Source organism: Streptomyces ortus (assembly GCF_026341275.1).
GTDB lineage: Bacteria > Actinomycetota > Actinomycetes > Streptomycetales > Streptomycetaceae > Streptomyces > Streptomyces ortus.
The window spans coordinates 4,397,901-4,414,813 of sequence record NZ_JAIFZO010000002.1 but is presented as its reverse complement, the minus strand read 5'-3'; the positions used below and the strand labels follow the sequence as shown (position 1 = coordinate 4,414,813).

Here is a 16,913-nt window from a genome sequence, read left to right as displayed (position 1 = left end):
CTCCCGCGGTCATGGGGTGCCCTCCCGCTTCTCGGAGGCGTACGCGTGGCGGTAGAGCGCGAGGGACGGCGCGTAACGCCCCGACGGGTCGCGCATGTGCAGGTCGTCCAGGACGTCGTAGGCCCAGCTCCGGCCGAGCCTGCGGCTCCACTCGAAGGGGCCCAGCGGATAGCTGACGCCCTGGCGCATCGCCGTGTCGATGTCCTCCTCGGTGGCGACCCCCTTGGCGACGGCGTCATGCGCGAGGTCGATGATCCGGGCCACCGTGCGCGCGACGATCAGGCCGGGCACGTCCCCGATGACGCTGACGTCCTTGCCGAGCGCCTGGAAGAGCCCGGTGGCCTCGGCGAGGGTCTGCGTCTGGGTGTCCTGGGAGTGGGACAGGGCGATCCGGGTCGCCCTGCGGTAGTCGAGCGCGAGGTCGAAGTAGACGACGTCACGGAACTCGACGGCGGTCTGGCCGTCCGCGAGGGCCAGTTGACCGCCGCCCGGCAGGACCAGGCGCGTGCCGTGGTCCTCCTCGTCCTCGCGGACCTGGATGCCCGCCTCGCGGATCAGCGCGAGCAGTTCGGAGGCGGGGCCCAGATCACCCTCGGCGACGACGTACGCGGGCGGCTGGACCTTCTCGGCGGTGTGCGGCTCGGGCCGCTCGCCCCGGTCCCCGTAGTCGTACCAGCCGTGCCCCGTCTTGCGGCCGTGGCGGCCCGACTCGACGAGCCGCCGCTGGGCCAGCGAGGGGGTGAAGCGCACGTCCTGGAAGAAGGCCTCCCACACGGAGCGCGTGACGGACTCGTTGACGTCCTGGCCGATGAGGTCGGTCAGTTCGAAGGCGCCCATCCGGAAGCCGCCCGATTCGCGCAGGACCGCGTCGATCGTCGCGGGGTCGGCGGCCTGGGCCTCGTAGACCGCGAAGGCCTCGGCGTAGAAGGGCCGCGCGATGCGGTTGACGATGAACCCGGGGGTGTCGGCGCAGGCGACGGGGGTCTTCCCCCAGGCGCGGGCCAGCTCGTACGCGCGCGTGGCCGACGTGACGTCGGTCGCGAACCCGGAGACGACCTCCACCAGGGGCAGCAGCGGCGCGGGGTTGAAGAAGTGCAGCCCGACGAAGCGGCCGGGGTTGCGCAGGGCGCCGCCGATCGCGGTGACCGACAGGGAGGAGGTGTTGGTGGCGAGCAGGCAGTCGTCCGGGACGATGTCCTCCAGTTCGCGCAACAGCCGCTGTTTGACGTCCAGTCGCTCCAGGACGGCTTCGACGACGAGGCCGGAGTCGGCGAGTTCGGAGAGGCTCTCGGCGGGGCGCAGCCGGGCACGTGCGGCGTCGCGCTCGGCGCCGGTCAGCCGGTCCTTCTCGACGAGCCGGTCGAGCCGGGCGCCGATCTCTTCGGCCGCCGCCCGGGCACGGCCGGGGGCGGTGTCGTACAGCCGCACGGGGTGGCCCGCGACGAGCGCGACCTGGGCGATGCCCTGGCCCATGGTGCCGGTGCCGACGACGGCCACGGGGCCGGCGAGGTCGAGTGCTGTCATGCTCGCGATCCTCCCGCACGGGGTTTTCCACAGGTTCAGCGGACCCCCTTGTCCCGACCGATCGTTCGGTTACTCTAACTCTGTCCGGCTGTTTCTGCCCAGGTCATGAGCCGGACCGCCGGATCATGACCTGGACTGCCAGGTCATGACCTGCACTGCCCGGTCCTGAGCCGAATTGCCAGGTCCTGAGCTCGACGAAGAGTTCATGAAACGAGGAGATGGTTCCGCATGGCCGCCGCCGCACTGACCGCGCACGAGCTCATCGCCAAGCACCGGCCGACCCTCGACCAGGCGCTTGAGGCGATGCGCACGCGCGCGTACTGGTCGCCGCACCCCGAACACCCCAAGGCGTACGGGGAGAACGGCAGCCTGGGGATGGCCGAGGGCAAGGCCGCCTTCGACGCCCTGCTGGGCGGCCGGCTCGACCTGGGCCAGCCCGGCACCGACGACTGGGTGGGCGGCGAGGTCTCGCCGTACGGGATCGAGCTGGGCGTCACGTATCCGCACGCCGACGTCGACACCCTCCTGCCGGCCATGCGGCTCGGGCAGCGCGGGTGGCGCGACGCGGGCGCGGAAACACGCGCGGTGGTGTGTCTGGAGATCCTCAAGCGGATCAGCGACCGCACGCACGAGTTCGCGCTCGCGGTCATGCACACCAGCGGCCAGGCCTTCATGATGGCGTTCCAGGCGGGCGGCCCGCACGCCCAGGACCGCGGCATGGAGGCGGTGGCGTACGCGTACGCGGAACAGGTCCGCACCCCCGACACGGCGGAGTGGACCAAGCCCCAGGGCAAGCGCGACCCGCTCGTCCTCACCAAGCGGTTCACGCCGGTGCCGCGCGGCGTCGCGCTCCTGATCGGCTGCAACACCTTCCCCACGTGGAACGGCTACCCGGGCCTGTTCGCCTCGCTGGCCACGGGCAACGCGGTGCTGGTCAAGCCCCACCCGCGCGCGGTGCTGCCGCTCGCCCTCACCGTCCAGGTCGCCCGCGAGGTGCTCGCCGAGGCGGGCTTTGACCCGAACCTGGTGGCGCTGGCCGCCGAGCGTCCCGGCGAGGGCATCGCCAAGACCCTGGCCACCCGCCCCGAGATCCGGATCATCGACTACACCGGTTCGACGGCGTTCGGCGACTGGCTGGAGACCAACGCCCGCCAGGCGCAGGTGTACACGGAGAAGGCCGGCGTCAACACGGTGATCGTGGAGTCGACGGACAACTACAAGGGGATGCTCTCGAACCTCGCCTTCTCCCTCTCCCTCTACAGCGGCCAGATGTGCACGACCCCGCAGAACCTCCTCGTCCCGCGCGCCGGCATCCGTACGGAGGAGGGCCCCAAGACGTACGACGAGGTGGTCGCCGACCTCGCGCGGGCCGTCGACGGACTCCTCGGGGACGACGCCCGGGCGAACGCCCTGCTGGGCGCGATCGTGAACCCGGACGTGAAGGCCCGCATCGAGGCGGCGGCCGGCCTCGGCGAAGTCGCCCTCGCCTCAAGGGAGATCACGAATCCCGACTTCCCCGACGCGGTGGTCCGCACGCCGGTGATCGTGAAGCTCGACGGCGGCAAGCCGGACGACCAGGCCGCCTACATGAGCGAGTGCTTCGGCCCGGTCTCGTTCGCCGTCGCCGTCGACTCGGCGGCCGACGCGGTGGAGCTGCTGCGCCGCACCGTCCGCGAGAAGGGCGCGATGACCGTCGGCGCGTACACGACCTCGGAGGAGGTCGAGGAGGCCGTCACGGAGGCGTGCCTGGACGAGGCGGCCCAGCTCTCCCTGAACCTCACCGGCGGGGTGTACGTCAACCAGACGGCCGCCTTCTCCGACTTCCACGGCTCGGGCGGCAACCCGGCGGCCAACGCGGCCCTGTGCGACGGAGCCTTCGTCGCGAACCGCTTCCGAGTGGTGGAGATCCGCAGCGACTCCCTCACCCCGTCGTAACCCCCGCGGCACAGGGGGCCGGAGACTTTCAGCGGCACGGGGAACCACGCGGTCCTTCAGGCTAGGGGCACGGGTTTCAAGGGGCACGGGGAACCGCCCGTCTTCTGGGGGCGCGGGGAACGGCGCAATCCTTTGGGGGCCGCGGGGAACGGCGCAATCTTTTAGGGGCGCGGGGAACGGCGCAACCGGCCACGCCGGACCCGCAGCCCCCACCCCCCGCCCTAAGACGCACTCCAGTGGAACAACGCCATCGCCACACTGGTGGCGAGGTTGTAACTGGACACCTGCGCCCGCATCGGCAGGGACACCAGGTGATCCGTCCGAGCCCGCAACTCCCCGGACAACCCACTGCGCTCGGAACCAAAGGCGAGAACCGCATCGTCGGGCAGCTTCACCGCCCGAATGTCCGCCCCCTCCGGATCAAGGGCGAACACCGGCCCGGAGGGCAACTCGTCCACGGCCAGCCGCTCGACGGCCGTGGCGAAGTGCAGCCCCGCCCCGCCCCGCACGACCGTGGGATGCCACGGATCGAGCGGGCCGGTCGTGACGACCCCGGTCGCCCCGAACCCAGCCGCGAGCCGGATCACCGCCCCCGCGTTCCCGAGATTGCGCGGCTGGTCGAGGACGACCACGGGCGCTGTGCGGGGCGTACGGGCCAGCGCCCGCAGGTTGGCGTCACGCGAGGGCCGTACCGCCAGGGCGGCCACCCCGGTGGGGTGCGGTCGCGCGACGAGCGCCCGGTACGCGGTCTCCGGGACCTCCACCAGGAGGACGTCCAGCGCCCCCCGTACGTCCGGAGCCAGTTCGTCCGCGAGGGCGAGCGCGGCCGTCCGGTCGGTGGTGACGGCCACCGGGACCTCGGCGCCGAAGCGCAGCGCGTGCTTGAGGGCGTGGAAGCCGTCGAGCAGCACGGCGGAGCCGGCGAGCCGGTGCCAGTCGCTCAGCGGCTCGCGGTCGGGGGAGTCCGTCATGCGGTGAAGCCTACGTGCGGGTGATCGGCCGCTTCCGGGGGACGCGGGCCCCCCTCGCCCGGCTCGTCCTCCGCCTCCTCGCCGAAACCCTCACCGGGGTTCCCGCCGGAGCCCGAGCCGGAGTTCTCACCCGACCCGGTGCGCGCACGCCCGGAGCGCCCGAAGCGCCCGAAGCGCCCGAGCCGGAAGGGCCCAGGGAGCCGCGAGAGGCGGGAGAGGCGGGAGGGCAGCCATTCGCGCGCGCGGGCGGCCCACCCGCCGAGGCGGCGCAGGAAGGACGTCGGCAGGAAGACCGCGTCGGCGGCGATCATCGCGAGGGAGAAGAACGGCAGGCCGAGCACCACGGCGATCACGGCGTGCTCGGTCATCATGCAGGCCAGCAGAACGTTCTTCACCCGCCGGTTGAACAGCGTGAAGGGGAAGGCGACCTGGGCGACCACCGTCCCGTACGTCACGAGCATCACCATCGTGCCGCTCGCGGACAGGAGGTCGGACAGCGCGGGCCAGGGGGAGAAGTAGTCCAGGTGCAGCGGGTAGTACACGGCCGTGCCGTCCTGCCAGCGCGAGCCCTGGATCTTGTACCAGCCGGCGGTCGCGTAGATCAGACACGCCTCGGCCATGATCACGAAGAGGGCCGCGTTGTGGACGAGGTTGGCGACGACGTCGAGGAAGATCCGCGGCTGGGCGTTCCGGCCGGCGTACCGGCCGGCCAGCCACCACAGGGCCTGGAGCGCCCACAGCCCCCAGTAGACGGTCCGCCAGCCGCCCAGCGTGCCGCCGTCGATCTTCCCCGCGAGCGTGACGGCCGCCAGGGCGAGGCCGAGCACGGCCCACAGAGCGATACCGGTCCGGTCCTCCCGGCCCGCAAGCCCCTCACGCGCGCGTGCCGCCGCCGTCCGGCGTTCGCGCCGCGCGTCCAGCGACCACACCTGGCCGCAGCGGGTGAAGACCAGGTAGATCGCCATCAGGTGGATGACGTTGTCGCCGCCGTCGCCCATGAAGATGCTGCGGTTCTGGAGGGAGAGCACCCCGAACAGGAAGAGCACGGACAGGGTGCGGGTGCGCCAGCCGAGCATGAACAGGCCCGCGGAGAGCACGGCGAACCCGAAGACGATCTCGAACCAGACCTGGCTGTCGGCCCACATCAGAGCGGTGAAGGCGTGGTTGTTCGCGATGAGCTGCTGGGCCAGGTCCCAGCTCCAGGGTCCGTCGGGCCCGTACATCTCCTGCCGGTGCGGGAACTCCCGCAACAGGAAGAGCAGCCAGGTCCCGGCGAAACCTATACGGATCACCGCGCTCTGGTAAGGCCCCAGAGCCTGCCCGGTGAGGCGGGAGATCGCGTACCCCAGCTTCCCGTCGAGCCGGTGCTCACGGTCGAAACGGCTGATCCGTCCGGCCGGCCGCTCCCGCCCGGGACCGCGCACCGGACCGCCGGCCCGGTCGTTCGCCGGAGTGCTCTCGTAACTGCTCGGCGGAGTGCTCTCTCGGTTGCTCATCGGGCGCTCGCCGCCGTCTCCGGTGAGTCGACGGGCCGCGTCCCCGCCGCCCGGTCGGTGTCCGACACCGGCCACCAGGGCAGCTGGCGCAGGACGGGCTTGTCGGACACCTGCTCCTCGCTCCACTCCGGTGGGGGCACATTGGTCGTACGGGAACGGATCTGGACCTGCTGGACGGTGGCGCCCCGGCCGCCCGCCTCCTCGCGGTCGAGGCGCAGCACCGCGATACGGCGCAGATAGCGCTCGGAGAGGTCGCCGCGCAGACCGTTGGGACGGTTCGAGTTGTCGTGCGTGGCCGTGAAGAAGTCCCAGGCCCGGCGCAGTTCGTTCTGCTCGGTGTGGCTGGGCAGCAGATTGCCGTCGATGACGCGGCCGTCCAGTGCGGAGAGGTCGTACCAGCGGGTCGTCCTGATGTCGCCGTCCGCGCCCGCCACCTCGGCCCGGACCTGGACCGCGATGTTCTGCTGCAGCGGGTTGGGCGCGAAAAGCTTCCAGTTCTGCTCGAACTCCGGGTAGATCCAGTCGTCGATCACCTGCCCGTGCTGCTTGGTGACCGTGTTCGACGGCGCGACATGCAGGAAGACCATGCCCAGGTGCGCACAGGCGACCACCCCGACGAGCGCGAACGCGAGGGCGGCGGCGATCTGAAAGGGGAGGGAGAGAGCGGTGATGCCCTCACGAGGAGGACCGGCCGAGTCGATTGGAGGGGAGTCACCGGGACGGAAGCCGCCGGGAGGGGAGTCGCCCGGAGGGAAGTCGCCGGGGAGCCGGCCCGCGGCGCGAGCGGGAGCCTCCGGGGGCTCCGGGGGCTCCGGGCGCTCCGGGGCCTCCGGGCGCTCGCCCGCAACGGGACGGGCGTTCGCGCCCTCGTCGTACGCATCCATTGCGCCCCGTTTCCCCAGGTCTGCCCGATTGTCGCCGCCCGTGCCACGAGGGCGACGGCCGCACCGGAACGGTACTCAGCCCCACCCGCCCGGCACAGCCCAGGGGGCACGGCGGAGCGGTGGACACCTTACGGCCCGCCCTTCCCCCGAACCGCCGAACCGAAGACGCCGAGCGGCCGTCCGCCACCGCCCGCAGCCGCCACCGTTCCCTTTTTGTAGAACCTGTTCTATCTTGACGCTCCGCCGAACCGACCGGGAGGACGGGACCGTGGATTTCACCTTCACCGAGGAACAGCAGGCGGCCGTGGAGGCGGCGAAGGCGGTCTTCGCGGGGGTCGCGCCGGACGGCGTACCGAGTCCCGCACTCACCGCGGGCGCCGTCGCGGACGACTTCGACCGTGCGCTGTGGTCCCGGCTCGCCGACGCGGACCTGCTGAGCCTGCTGCTCGACGCGCGCCACGGCGGCGCCGGTCTGGACGCCGTCGCCCTGTGCCTGGTGCTGCGGGAGTCGGCGAAGGTACTCGCCAGGGTCCCGCTGCTGGAGAGCACGGCGGCCACGGTGGCCGTACTGGCCTACGGCGGCGAGGAGTTGCGGGCCGACCTGCTCGCACGCGCCGGCCGGGGCGAGCTGGTCCTGACGGTCGCCGCGAACGGCCGGACCGGACACGACAGCGCCGAACTCGCCGTGAGCGCACGGCAGGAAGACGGCGCGTGGGTACTGGACGGGCTGCAGACGGCCGTTCCATGGGCGCACACCGCCGACTTCGTCCTCGTACCCGCGCTGAGTACCGACACGGGCCGCTCCGTACTCGCCCTCGTGCCGCGCGGCCACCAGGGCGTGACGCTCGCCGAGCAGGTCTCGACGACGGGCGAACTGCTCGGCGAACTCCGCCTGGATTCCGTACGGATCCCCGCCCGTGACGTCATCGACGCCGACGGCGCGTGGGAGGGCCTGCGGAACCTGCTCGCCACCGGAACGTGCGCACTGGCCCTCGGGCTGGGCGAGCGGGTCCTCGATATGACGAGCGACTACACCGGCAAACGGGAGCAGTTCGGTTTCCCGGTCGCCACGTTCCAGGCCGTGGCCGTGCAGGCCGCCGACCGCTACATCGATCTGCGCGCGATGGAGGCGACCCTCTGGCAGGCCGCGTGGCGGATCAGCACGGGGGCGGGCGGGGCGCTGCCCGCCTCCGGCGACGTGGCCGTCGCCAAGGTCTGGGCCTCGGACGGCGTACGCCGGGTCGTGCAGACCGCGCAGCATCTGCACGGGGGCTTCGGCGCGGACACCGACTACTCGCTGCACCGGTACCACGCCTGGGCCAAGCACCTGGAGCTGTCCCTCGGCCCGGCGGCGGCACACGAGGAGGCCCTGGGCGACCTCCTGGCGACCCACCCCCTGGGCTGACCTTCTGACCGGCCGTAGGTCCGCTTCGCTACAGCACGAACCCCGGCTTCCCCTCCGTGTTCACCACGGGGCGGCCCTCGGCCGCCCAGACCTGCATGCCGCCGGCGACGTTCACCGCGTCGACGCCCTGCTGGTTCAGATACATGGCGACCTGCGCCGACCGGCCGCCCGAGCGGCAGATCACGTTGACCCTGCCGTCCTGCGGGGCCGCCTCGGTCAACTCGCCGTAGCGGGCCACGAATTCGCTGATGGGGATGTGCAGGGCCCCTTCGGCGTGACCCGCCTGCCACTCGTCGTCCTCCCGGACGTCCAGCAGGAAGTCTCCGTCCGCGAGATCTCCGACCTCGACCGTGGGCACACCAGCTCCGAAACTCATGGCCCCGACGCTACCCGACCGTCACGGCTGAGGCGGTCGGCGGTCAGGCGCCGCTGCCGAGCAGGTCCGCCAGCTCCGCTTCCCGCTCGCTCACCTGCGCGAGCAGCTGCTCGGCGATCTCCTCAAGCAACCGGTCGGGGTCGTCCGGCGCGATCTTGAGCATCCCGCCGATCGCGCTCTCCTCCAGGTCGCGGGCCACGAGCGAGAGCAGTTCCTTGCGCTGGGCGAGCCATTCGAGACGGGCGTACAGCTCCTCGCTACGGCTCGGCCGCCACTCCTCCGTGACCGGCCCCGCGGCCCACTCCGCGGACAACTCCCGCAGCAGGGTCTCGTCGCCACGGCCGTAGGCGGCGTTGACGCGGGAGATGAACTCGTCGCGCCGCGCGCGCTCCGTGTCGTCCTGCGCCAGGTCGGGGTGCGCCTTGCGGACGAGCTCGCGGTAGAGCTTGCGGGCCTCATCGCTGGGCCGCACCCGCTGCGGCGGGCGCACCGGCTGCTCGGTCAGCATCGCCGAGGCCTCCGGGGAGAGTCCGTCCGAGTCCAGCCAGCCGTGGAACAGCTCCTCTACGCCCGGCATCGGCATGACCCTGGCCCGGGCCTCCTTCGCCTTGCGCACATCCTCCGGGTCACCGGTGCTCGCGGCGCGCGCCTCGGCGATCTGCGCCTCCAGCTCGTCGAGCCGCGAGTACATCGGGCCGAGCCGCTGGTGGTGCAGCCGGGAGAAGTTCTCCACCTCGACCCGGAACGTCTCCACCGCGATCTCGAACTCGATCAACGCCTGCTCGGCCGCACGCACGGCCCGCTCAAGCCGCTCCTCGGGCCGCTCGCCCCCGTCGTCCACGGCACCATCAACGGGCTCGCCGCCCCCGACGGCCCCCTCCGACGCACCGACCTCCGAACCCGAGTCCGCGTCCTCAGCCGTATCCGTGCCCAAGTCCGCATCCGCATCCGCGCCCGAGGCAGCACCGTCCTCAGCAACCGACTCGGCCCCGGTCTCCGCACGGACCTCACCGCCTGATGCGCCACCGAGCTGCTCACCGGCACCGGCACCGGCGTCGGCGGATGACTCGCCACCGGTCGCGACGGATGGCTCGGCGCCCGTACCGGCTCCCCCGCCGGCAGGCGCCTCGGCACCCGTTGCGACGGGGGCCGCCTCGGCACCCGTCTCACCGGCACGCGATGCACCGGCGACCGGCTCCGCGGAGGGCTCGGACGGCGGCTCGGACGGGGACTGATCAGCTTCCGGGGTCGTCACCCGCCCAGCCTAGGCCACCACTCCACCCGCCACCCGAACCCGGCCCGGACAGAACAGGGCGAGGCAGAAACAACCCGCCCGCTTCCCCCTCAGAGCCCTCGGAGCCCTCAGACCCCCAGCTCCCCGGCGATCCGCCCCGAGCGCACGGCTGTCACCAGCTCCGCGTGATCGGCCTCGGTCCGGTCCGCGTACGCCACCGAGAAGGCGGCTATCGCCTCGTCCAGTTCCTCGTTCTTGCCGCAGTAGCCCGAGACCAGCCGCGGATCGGCGCTGTGCGCGTGGGCCCGCGCCAGCAACGCCCCCGTCATCCGGGCGTAGTCGTCTATCTGGTCCGCGGCCAGAGCCGCCGGGTCCACGCTGCCCTTGCGGTTGCGGAACTGCCGCACCTGGAAGGGGCGGCCGTCGACCGTGGTCCAGCCGAGGAGGTTGTCGCTGACGACCTGCATGCGCTTCTGGCCGAGGACGACCCGGCGGCCTTCGTGCTCCGCCTCCGGCAACGGCAGACCGGCCGTCTCCAGATGCGGCACCAGGACGGACGCTCGGGCCTCCTTCACCTGGAGGACGAGCGGCTCGTCGCGGTGGTCCAGCAGCAGCACCACGTACGAACGGGTGCCCACGCTTCCGGTGCCGACCACGCGGAAGGCGACATCGTGCACCGCGTACCGGGCGAGGAGCGGGAGGCGGTCCGGGGAGAGCGTGCCCAGGTACTCCTCCAGTGCCAGCGCCACCGCGGTGGCCTCGCCGTCCGGGACCCGGCGCAGCACCGGCGGGGCGTCGACGAAGTGGCGCCCTCCGCCCTCGACCGCCTCCGTCGACTTCGCCGCGAACCGTCCGCTGGTGTTGGACCGCGCCTTCTCCGAGATTCGCTCCAGGGTGCCGAGCAGGTCATGTGCGTCGGCGTGGGAGACCAACTCCTCGTCGGCGATGGCGTTCCACGCGTCCAGGGCCGGGAGTTTGGCGAGCAGCCGCATCGTGCGCCGGTAGGAACCGGCCGTGAAGTGCGCGGCCTGGCGGCAGGTGTCCTCGTCCGCGCCCGCCTCGCGCGCGGCGAGCACCAGCGAGGTCGCCAGTCGCTTGAGGTCCCACTCCCACGGCCCCCGCACCGTTTCGTCGAAGTCGTTCAGGTCGATGACGAGGCCGCCGCGCGCGTCCCCGTACAGGCCGAAGTTGCCCGCGTGCGCGTCGCCGCAGATCTGGGCACCGATGCCTGTCACGGGCGTACGCGCCAGGTCGTACGCCATGAGGCCGGCCGCACCGCGCAGGAACGCGAAGGGTGTGGCCGCCATCCTGCCGACCCGGATCGGGGTGAGCTCGGCTATCCGGCCCCGGCCGGACTCCTCGACGGCCCGCACCGCGTCCGGGCGGTCGCCGTCCGTGTCGAGCGACGCGTGCGCGCCGCGCGGAACGCGTGCCCTGAGAGCCTTGCCCTCCTTCTTGGCCGAGTCCTCCACCGGCCACGGCGCGAACCCGCGCACCGCAGGAATCCGCACCGTCCTGGCCTCTCCGGCCCCTCCGGCCCCTCCGCCAACTCCGGCCGTGCCATCCGTGCCGCTCACCGCTCCACCGGTCTCACTCACCGGAACCGCCTCCCCCGCCCACGAACTTCGACTCGGCACCCGAACATCAACTCGGGACGACCGTACCGCCGGGCGCCGATTCGCGTGAGCCCCTGTGGACAACTCCGCGCCTGTGGACAACAGCCCAGCTCAATGGGGAGAACGAGGCTCGGAACGTTCCGCTAATTCCGGAATCGCTCCGCGCAACGGCCGTCCTCCAGCAGGTACTTCTCCGCCCACATGCCCAGTTCCCGGAGCGCGGGCTCCAGCGCGGAACCGGCCTCCGTCAGCCGGTAGGAGACGCGCAGCGGCGGCCCCTCGTCGACCTCGCGCACCACGATTCCGACGCCGGCCAGTTCGGTGAGCCGGTCGGAGAGCATGCGCTCGCTGATGCCCGGGATGGCCCGGCGCAGGTCCGCGAAGTGCACGGGGGCGGGCATGAGCACGGCCACGATCGGGCCCGTCCAGCGCTTTCCGATCACCTGGAAGACACGGGTGATGCCGTCGTCGACCCGCCTGCACGACGCGGGGTCGTGGTTTTCCTGGACCGCCATGCCTTCAGGGTACTTGCCGTCCCGTACGGGGATGAAAAAAAGTAAGCTCCTGTGTTATTCATAGTTACGCACGAAAAAGCAACACCGCGGGCAGGCCCTGATCCGGCCCGCCCACGGCACAGCACGTCTTCACGCACGTCCTTCACGCACCCCCTTGACCCACTCCGTTCACGCACTCCCTTCACCCACCCCAAATGGAGAACTCATGGCCACCCTGCTGCACGTGGACTCGTCCGTCCTTCCCGGTTCCGCCTCGGCGTCCCGCGCCGTCACGGACGCCTTCCGCAAGGCCTGGGAGGAGCAGCACCCGGAGGGCACCGTGATCTACCGCGACCTCTCCGCGCACCCGGTCCCGCACATCACCGCCGACGCCCACAGCGCCGCCTTCGCGGACCCGTCGGAGCACACCCCGGAGCAGGCCGCGGCCTTCGCCGGACGCCTGGAGTTCATCGAGGAGCTGGAGCGGGCGGACGCCGTCCTGATCGGCGCGCCCATGTACAACTTCTCGATCCCCTCGACCCTGAAGGCGTGGCTGGACAACGTGATCGTCGTGGGCCGCACCGCGGGCGACGTCCAGTCCGCCAAGGGGACCCCGGTCACCATCGTGGCCAGCCGCGGCGGCGCCTACGGTCCTGGCACGCCGCGCGAGGGCTACGAGTACGTACAGAACTACCTGGGGGCCGTCCTGAGGGACATGCTCGGCCTGGACGTCGAGTTCATCGTCCCGGAGCTGACGATGGCCCCGCACATGCCGGCGCTGGCCGACCTGGTCCCGCTCTTCGAGGCATCCCGCGACAAGGCCCTTGAGGACGCGGCCACCAAGGGACGGACCCTCGCGGAGCAGCTCGCCCCGAGGGCCGCCTGACACCTCGCCGGAGGTCCACGCCCCATCCGCGCTGCGGCACGCCACCACACGGACCCGCACGGACCCGCGCCTCGCCCTCGCCACCGCGGGCGGGGCGCGCGTCGCGTCACGCCCCAGCGAGCCTGTTGATCTCCTCGGTCTCCAGCACCCGGACCCCGGACTCGCCACGGGCCACGGCGACCATCGCCAGACCCACCTGCTCCGTAGTGGTGATCCAGCGGGGCGCCAGCTTCCGCAGGAGGGGCAGCAGACGCCCGGTCGCCGCGTAGACCGCCCGGTAGACCCGCGTCTTGGACGTGATCCCGTGCAGCGGCTGGATGAGCCCCGGCCGGAACATGTACGCGTCCACGCCGTCCAGCGCGAGCAGGGCGTTCTCCGTCTCCCCCTTGACCCGCGCCCACATCAGCCGCCCGCGCGCGGAGCTGTCGGTCCCCTGCCCCGACACGTAACAGAAGGTCAGCCCGGGACTCGACGCGGCCAGTGTGCGCGCCACCGAGAGGGTGAGGTCGTACGTGACCTTGCGGTACGCGGCCTCCTTCATGCCCGCCGACGAGACGCCGAGGCAGAAGAAACAGGCGTCGTGTCCGGCGAGTTCACCCTCCGGCCCGTCGAGGCCGGTGAGGTCGGTGAGGTCGGCCCGGACGACCTCGCGCAGTTTCGGATGTGTGACTCCCACCGTCGTACGGCCGATCACGAGCACGCTCTCGACCGCCGCGTCCCGGAGACACTCCCGCAGAACTCCGCGCCCGACCATCCCGGTCGCCCCGAAGAGGATCACCTTCACAGAGCCCCACTCCCGCCACGTAGTCCGGACAGGCACCCTAGGCCCTCCCAACCGTGAGATACATCACCGTCCCGCGCCCCCGCCCCTCAGGAACGCGGGGACCCCGTGTCGCCGCTGCCACCCCTTTCCATCCACCGCCGACAGCCCCACCGGGCGAGCGCACCCACCAGAACGGAGACAACGATCGCCCCCCAGTCGATGACATGCGGGAGCCCGGGAAAGAAGGCGAAGAAGGCGAAGGTCGCCACGAGGCCCGCCACGAACGCGGCGATCTCGGCCGAGCGCCCTCGCGACTTCTCCCGCTGCTCCCGATCTTGCTGCTGATCGATCATGAACAACTCACTTCGTAATGTGATGACACTGACTCACTCGGCGCACCCCGGTCACATAGAGGTGCGCACACGCTTTTCCATAACGAGGCAGCGTCCGAGGAGAGTTGTTCCGCATCGGATCGATCTTGCACTCGGGATGCGTTCGCCCCCGGGACGTGCGGTACGTCTTGTTGTTGGTGTCGGCGTACGTGAAATCGATCCGCCAGTTGCAGAACCCGCTGCCCAGCGCGGCAACGAAGGCGCAGTCCACACCGGCGTTCTGGTAGGTGATCCTCTTCCCGCCACCACGGATGATGTGCGTGAACAAGCAGCCGGTCGGGACCTTCATGGTCATACCGCCGACGCTGTACTCGAAGGTCCGCACCGGGGTCGACCCGACGGCGCCCGCCTGCGCGGCCGAGGGACTCGTCAGCACGAGAGCACATGCGGCGGCGGCTGCGATGAAAAGCCTGGACCGAAAAAGCGCGGCCATGAACAATCCTTTCCGGCGGAGAATCTCTTCCGACCGGAATGAACGCCGCAGCGTCGATCATGTTTCTGGATGATGGGATGGTTCACCGACTTGAGTGATCAAGTGGTATCCGGCTGACCTGCCGAGTCGTTTCTCCGGCCGCCCACCAGCCAAGCCCCCGGAACCCACAAAGCCCCAGCCGTGAGATACCTCACCGCCAGGGCCGTTCCGCTCCGTATCGCCGCGCCGTGCCGCCTCCCGCGCCGTCCCTCGGCCCGGGTCCAGCCCCGCCGCGCAACCGCGCAACCGCGCAACCGCGTGGCTACGTAACCGCGTACCCGCGTAGCCCCCGGGGAAATGAGAAACGGGCCCCCGCCAGAACTTTCGTTCTGACGGGGACCCGTCTCTGCTGGTGCGCGAGGGGGGAGTTGAACCCCCACGCCCTTGCGGGCACTGGAACCTGAATCCAGCGCGTCTGCCATTCCGCCACTCGCGCATTCTGTGTGTCGTCCGTCTCCCACCAGGGGGTGAGCGCCTTCCGACATCCAGAAGATTAGCACGCTGGTGGGGGTGGATTCACATCCGTTTCCGAGGGCCACGGGAGGCCGCCCGCAGGCGCGCGGAGCCGCTGCCGGCCGCCCCGCCACCCGGTTCCCGCCCCCGCTCCCACCCCGTCCCCCTGCCTTCGCCACCCCCTCGCCACCAGCAGGACCGACTCCCGTGGCGCCCCGGATCCCACCGACCCCCGCTGCCACGTATCAAGCGGAACCGGTTCACGTATCAACCTCGTACCGGTCCCGGCCATCTCCCCGTCAGGGGGCCGGGGTGCGCTGCCGCGTGCGGGACACTGTGGTGAAGCCGCCTCTACGATCCTCCCCATACGGAGTGCCTCGGGGGAGTTCGAAGAGGGACTTCGGCGGGAACAGCGGGAGGGGACTTCAGCGGGCGTCGACATCCGTCGACCGGGCCGACAGGGGGAACCAGCCGATTTCCCGGCGCGTGGATACGATCAGTAAGCAGTACCAGGACGACGACACAGGAGGAGGTGCCCCATGGGAGTCCTGAAGAAGTTCGAGCAACGCCTCGAAGGTCTGGTCAACGGCACCTTCGCCAAGGTCTTCAAGTCCGAGGTCCAGCCGGTGGAGATCGCGGGAGCGCTGCAGCGCGAGTGCGACAACAACGCCACCATCTGGAACCGCGACCGCACCGTGGTCCCCAACGACTTCATCGTGGAGCTGAGCACGCCGGACTTCGAGCGTCTCAGCCCCTACTCGGGCCAACTCGGCGACGAGCTGGCCGGCATGGTGCGCGACTACGCCAAGCAGCAGCGTTACACCTTCATGGGCACCATCAAGGTCCATCTGGAGAAGGCGGACGACCTCGACACGGGCCTGTACCGGGTCCGCAGCCGTACGCTCGCCTCCTCCGCCAACCAGCAGGGCGCTCCCGAGCGCGCCCCCGCGGGCCCGCCCCCGCCGGCCGGCCGCGGCCCGGCGGGCGGTCAGCCCGGCGGCTACGGATATCCGCCCGCCGCCGCTCCGCCCATGCCCGCCGCTCCGCCGCCCGGCGGACGCCCGGGCGCCGCACCCGCGGGCCAGCGGCCCGCCGCGGCCCCGCAGCCGGGTGGACGTACGCGGCACTGGATCGAGGTCAACGGCACCCGCCATCAGATCTCCCGCCCGACGCTCGTGCTGGGCCGCAGCACCGAAGCCGACGTGCGGATCGACGACCCCGGCGTCTCGCGCCGGCACTGCGAGATCCGGACCGGAACGCCCTCGACCGTCCAGGATCTTGGGTCCACCAACGGCATCGTGGTGGACGGACAGCACACCACCCGCGCTACGCTCCGCGACGGCTCGCGGATCGTCGTGGGCAGCACCACCATCATTTACCGGCAAGCCGAAGGGTGAAGCGGGGGCAATGTCAGAGCTGACCCTCACGGTCATGCGGCTGGGTTTCCTGGCCGTACTGTGGCTGTTCGTGATCGTGGCCGTGCAGGTCATCCGCAGCGACCTGTTCGGAACGCGCGTCACACAGCGCGGGTCGCGGCGGGAAGCCCAGAGGCCGCAGCAGGCCGCCGCGCGCCAGAGCGCACCACCGCCGCAGCGACAGCAGACGGCGTCCGGCAGCGGCGGCGGCCGCCAGCGCCGCGGCGCACCCACCAAGCTGGTCGTCTCGGAGGGCATCCTCACGGGCACGACCGTTGCCCTTCAGGGACAGACCATCACGCTGGGCCGCGCACACGACAGCACCATCGTGCTGGACGACGACTACGCATCCAGCAGACATGCCAGGATCTATCCCGACCGTGACGGCCAGTGGATCGTCGAGGATCTCGGGTCCACCAACGGCACGTATCTCGACCGGACCCGACTGACGACCCCCACGCCGGTTCCGCTGGGCGCGCCGATCCGCATCGGCAAGACCGTCATCGAGCTGCGGAAGTAGTGCTACGTCATGAATGAGCGCGAGCGGAGCGAGCGAGCAGCGGCGGTCCCCACGACGGACCCCGGCGCGCTCCCGAC

16 protein-coding genes and 1 tRNA gene are annotated in these 16,913 nt (G+C 71.3%); 5 read left to right on the top strand and 12 right to left on the bottom strand.

What is annotated here, in order from left to right:
• Positions 1 to 9: 9 nt before the first annotated feature.
• Positions 10 to 1,524 (bottom strand): 3-hydroxyacyl-CoA dehydrogenase, encoded by a 1,515-nt coding sequence (locus tag K3769_RS22855; protein WP_267028221.1) that lies wholly within the window; start codon positions 1,522 to 1,524, stop codon positions 10 to 12.
• A gap of 228 nt (positions 1,525 to 1,752) precedes the next feature.
• Between K3769_RS22855 and paaN the strand changes: the two genes are divergently transcribed.
• A complete protein-coding gene (gene paaN, locus K3769_RS22850; RefSeq protein WP_267028220.1) occupies positions 1,753 to 3,459 on the top strand; it encodes a phenylacetic acid degradation protein PaaN in 1,707 nt (568 codons plus the stop codon).
• A gap of 221 nt (positions 3,460 to 3,680) precedes the next feature.
• On the opposite strand, the gene K3769_RS22845 is transcribed toward paaN, so the two are convergent.
• Genes K3769_RS22845 through K3769_RS22835 form a run of 3 tightly spaced genes read right to left on the bottom strand, consistent with a single transcriptional unit; the run spans position 3,681 to position 6,810 of the window.
• Positions 3,681 to 4,430: a TrmH family RNA methyltransferase gene (locus K3769_RS22845; RefSeq protein WP_267028219.1), complete on the bottom strand. Its 750-nt coding sequence runs from the start codon at positions 4,428 to 4,430 to the stop codon at positions 3,681 to 3,683.
• Positions 4,427 to 5,926 carry an HTTM domain-containing protein gene (locus tag K3769_RS22840; protein ID WP_267028218.1) on the bottom strand — a complete coding sequence of 500 codons (1,500 nt, stop codon included), beginning with the start codon at positions 5,924 to 5,926 and terminating at the stop codon, positions 4,427 to 4,429. The genes K3769_RS22845 and K3769_RS22840 overlap by 4 nt, the downstream gene beginning before the upstream one ends.
• A complete protein-coding gene (locus tag K3769_RS22835; RefSeq protein WP_267028217.1) occupies positions 5,923 to 6,810 on the bottom strand; it encodes a DUF5819 family protein in 888 nt (295 codons plus the stop codon). The genes K3769_RS22840 and K3769_RS22835 overlap by 4 nt, the downstream gene beginning before the upstream one ends.
• A 268-nt stretch (positions 6,811 to 7,078) precedes the next feature.
• Between K3769_RS22835 and K3769_RS22830 the strand changes: the two genes are divergently transcribed.
• Positions 7,079 to 8,215 carry an acyl-CoA dehydrogenase family protein gene (locus K3769_RS22830; RefSeq protein WP_267031501.1) on the top strand — a complete coding sequence of 379 codons (1,137 nt, stop codon included), beginning with the start codon at positions 7,079 to 7,081 and terminating at the stop codon, positions 8,213 to 8,215.
• 28 nt (positions 8,216 to 8,243) lie between these two features.
• Here K3769_RS22830 and K3769_RS22825 read toward each other — a convergent pair whose 3' ends face one another.
• The 4 genes from K3769_RS22825 to K3769_RS22810 all read right to left on the bottom strand — a co-directional run bounded on the left by K3769_RS22825 (position 8,244) and on the right by K3769_RS22810 (position 11,956).
• Entirely contained in the window at positions 8,244 to 8,573 is a 330-nt protein-coding gene (locus tag K3769_RS22825) for a rhodanese-like domain-containing protein (protein WP_149512654.1), read from the bottom strand.
• 61 nt (positions 8,574 to 8,634) lie between these two features.
• Complete coding sequence (locus K3769_RS22820) at positions 8,635 to 9,525, bottom strand: J domain-containing protein (RefSeq protein WP_282566941.1); 891 nt, start codon at positions 9,523 to 9,525, stop codon at positions 8,635 to 8,637.
• A 428-nt stretch (positions 9,526 to 9,953) separates the two neighbouring features.
• Positions 9,954 to 11,423, bottom strand: coding sequence for a DUF2252 domain-containing protein (locus tag K3769_RS22815; RefSeq protein WP_372515007.1), 1,470 nt, complete (start codon positions 11,421 to 11,423; stop codon positions 9,954 to 9,956).
• Between the two features lie 161 nt (positions 11,424 to 11,584).
• A complete protein-coding gene (locus K3769_RS22810; RefSeq protein WP_267028216.1) occupies positions 11,585 to 11,956 on the bottom strand; it encodes a winged helix-turn-helix transcriptional regulator in 372 nt (123 codons plus the stop codon).
• Positions 11,957 to 12,161: 205 nt separating this feature from the next.
• Between K3769_RS22810 and K3769_RS22805 the strand changes: the two genes are divergently transcribed.
• Entirely contained in the window at positions 12,162 to 12,821 is a 660-nt protein-coding gene (locus K3769_RS22805) for an FMN-dependent NADH-azoreductase (RefSeq protein ID WP_267028215.1), read from the top strand.
• A 106-nt stretch (positions 12,822 to 12,927) separates the two neighbouring features.
• Here K3769_RS22805 and K3769_RS22800 read toward each other — a convergent pair whose 3' ends face one another.
• The 4 genes from K3769_RS22800 to K3769_RS22785 all read right to left on the bottom strand — a co-directional run bounded on the left by K3769_RS22800 (position 12,928) and on the right by K3769_RS22785 (position 14,884).
• Positions 12,928 to 13,605 (bottom strand): Rossmann-fold NAD(P)-binding domain-containing protein, encoded by a 678-nt coding sequence (locus K3769_RS22800; protein ID WP_267028214.1) that lies wholly within the window; start codon positions 13,603 to 13,605, stop codon positions 12,928 to 12,930.
• 86 nt (positions 13,606 to 13,691) lie between these two features.
• Positions 13,692 to 13,937: a hypothetical protein gene (locus K3769_RS22795; RefSeq protein ID WP_267028213.1), complete on the bottom strand. Its 246-nt coding sequence runs from the start codon at positions 13,935 to 13,937 to the stop codon at positions 13,692 to 13,694.
• Positions 13,938 to 13,944: 7 nt separating this feature from the next.
• A complete protein-coding gene (locus K3769_RS22790) occupies positions 13,945 to 14,409 on the bottom strand; it encodes a hypothetical protein (RefSeq protein ID WP_267028212.1) in 465 nt (154 codons plus the stop codon).
• A gap of 389 nt (positions 14,410 to 14,798) precedes the next feature.
• Positions 14,799 to 14,884: transfer RNA gene (locus K3769_RS22785), tRNA-Leu, on the bottom strand.
• 556 nt (positions 14,885 to 15,440) lie between these two features.
• Between K3769_RS22785 and K3769_RS22780 the strand changes: the two genes are divergently transcribed.
• Both K3769_RS22780 and K3769_RS22775 read left to right on the top strand, forming a co-directional pair.
• The gene (locus tag K3769_RS22780; protein ID WP_267028211.1) at positions 15,441 to 16,298 is read left to right on the top strand and encodes an FHA domain-containing protein; all 858 of its coding nucleotides are present in this window, start codon (positions 15,441 to 15,443) and stop codon (positions 16,296 to 16,298) included.
• A gap of 10 nt (positions 16,299 to 16,308) precedes the next feature.
• The gene (locus tag K3769_RS22775; RefSeq protein ID WP_267028210.1) at positions 16,309 to 16,836 is read left to right on the top strand and encodes an FHA domain-containing protein FhaB/FipA; all 528 of its coding nucleotides are present in this window, start codon (positions 16,309 to 16,311) and stop codon (positions 16,834 to 16,836) included.
• The last annotated feature ends 77 nt before the right edge of the window (positions 16,837 to 16,913 follow it).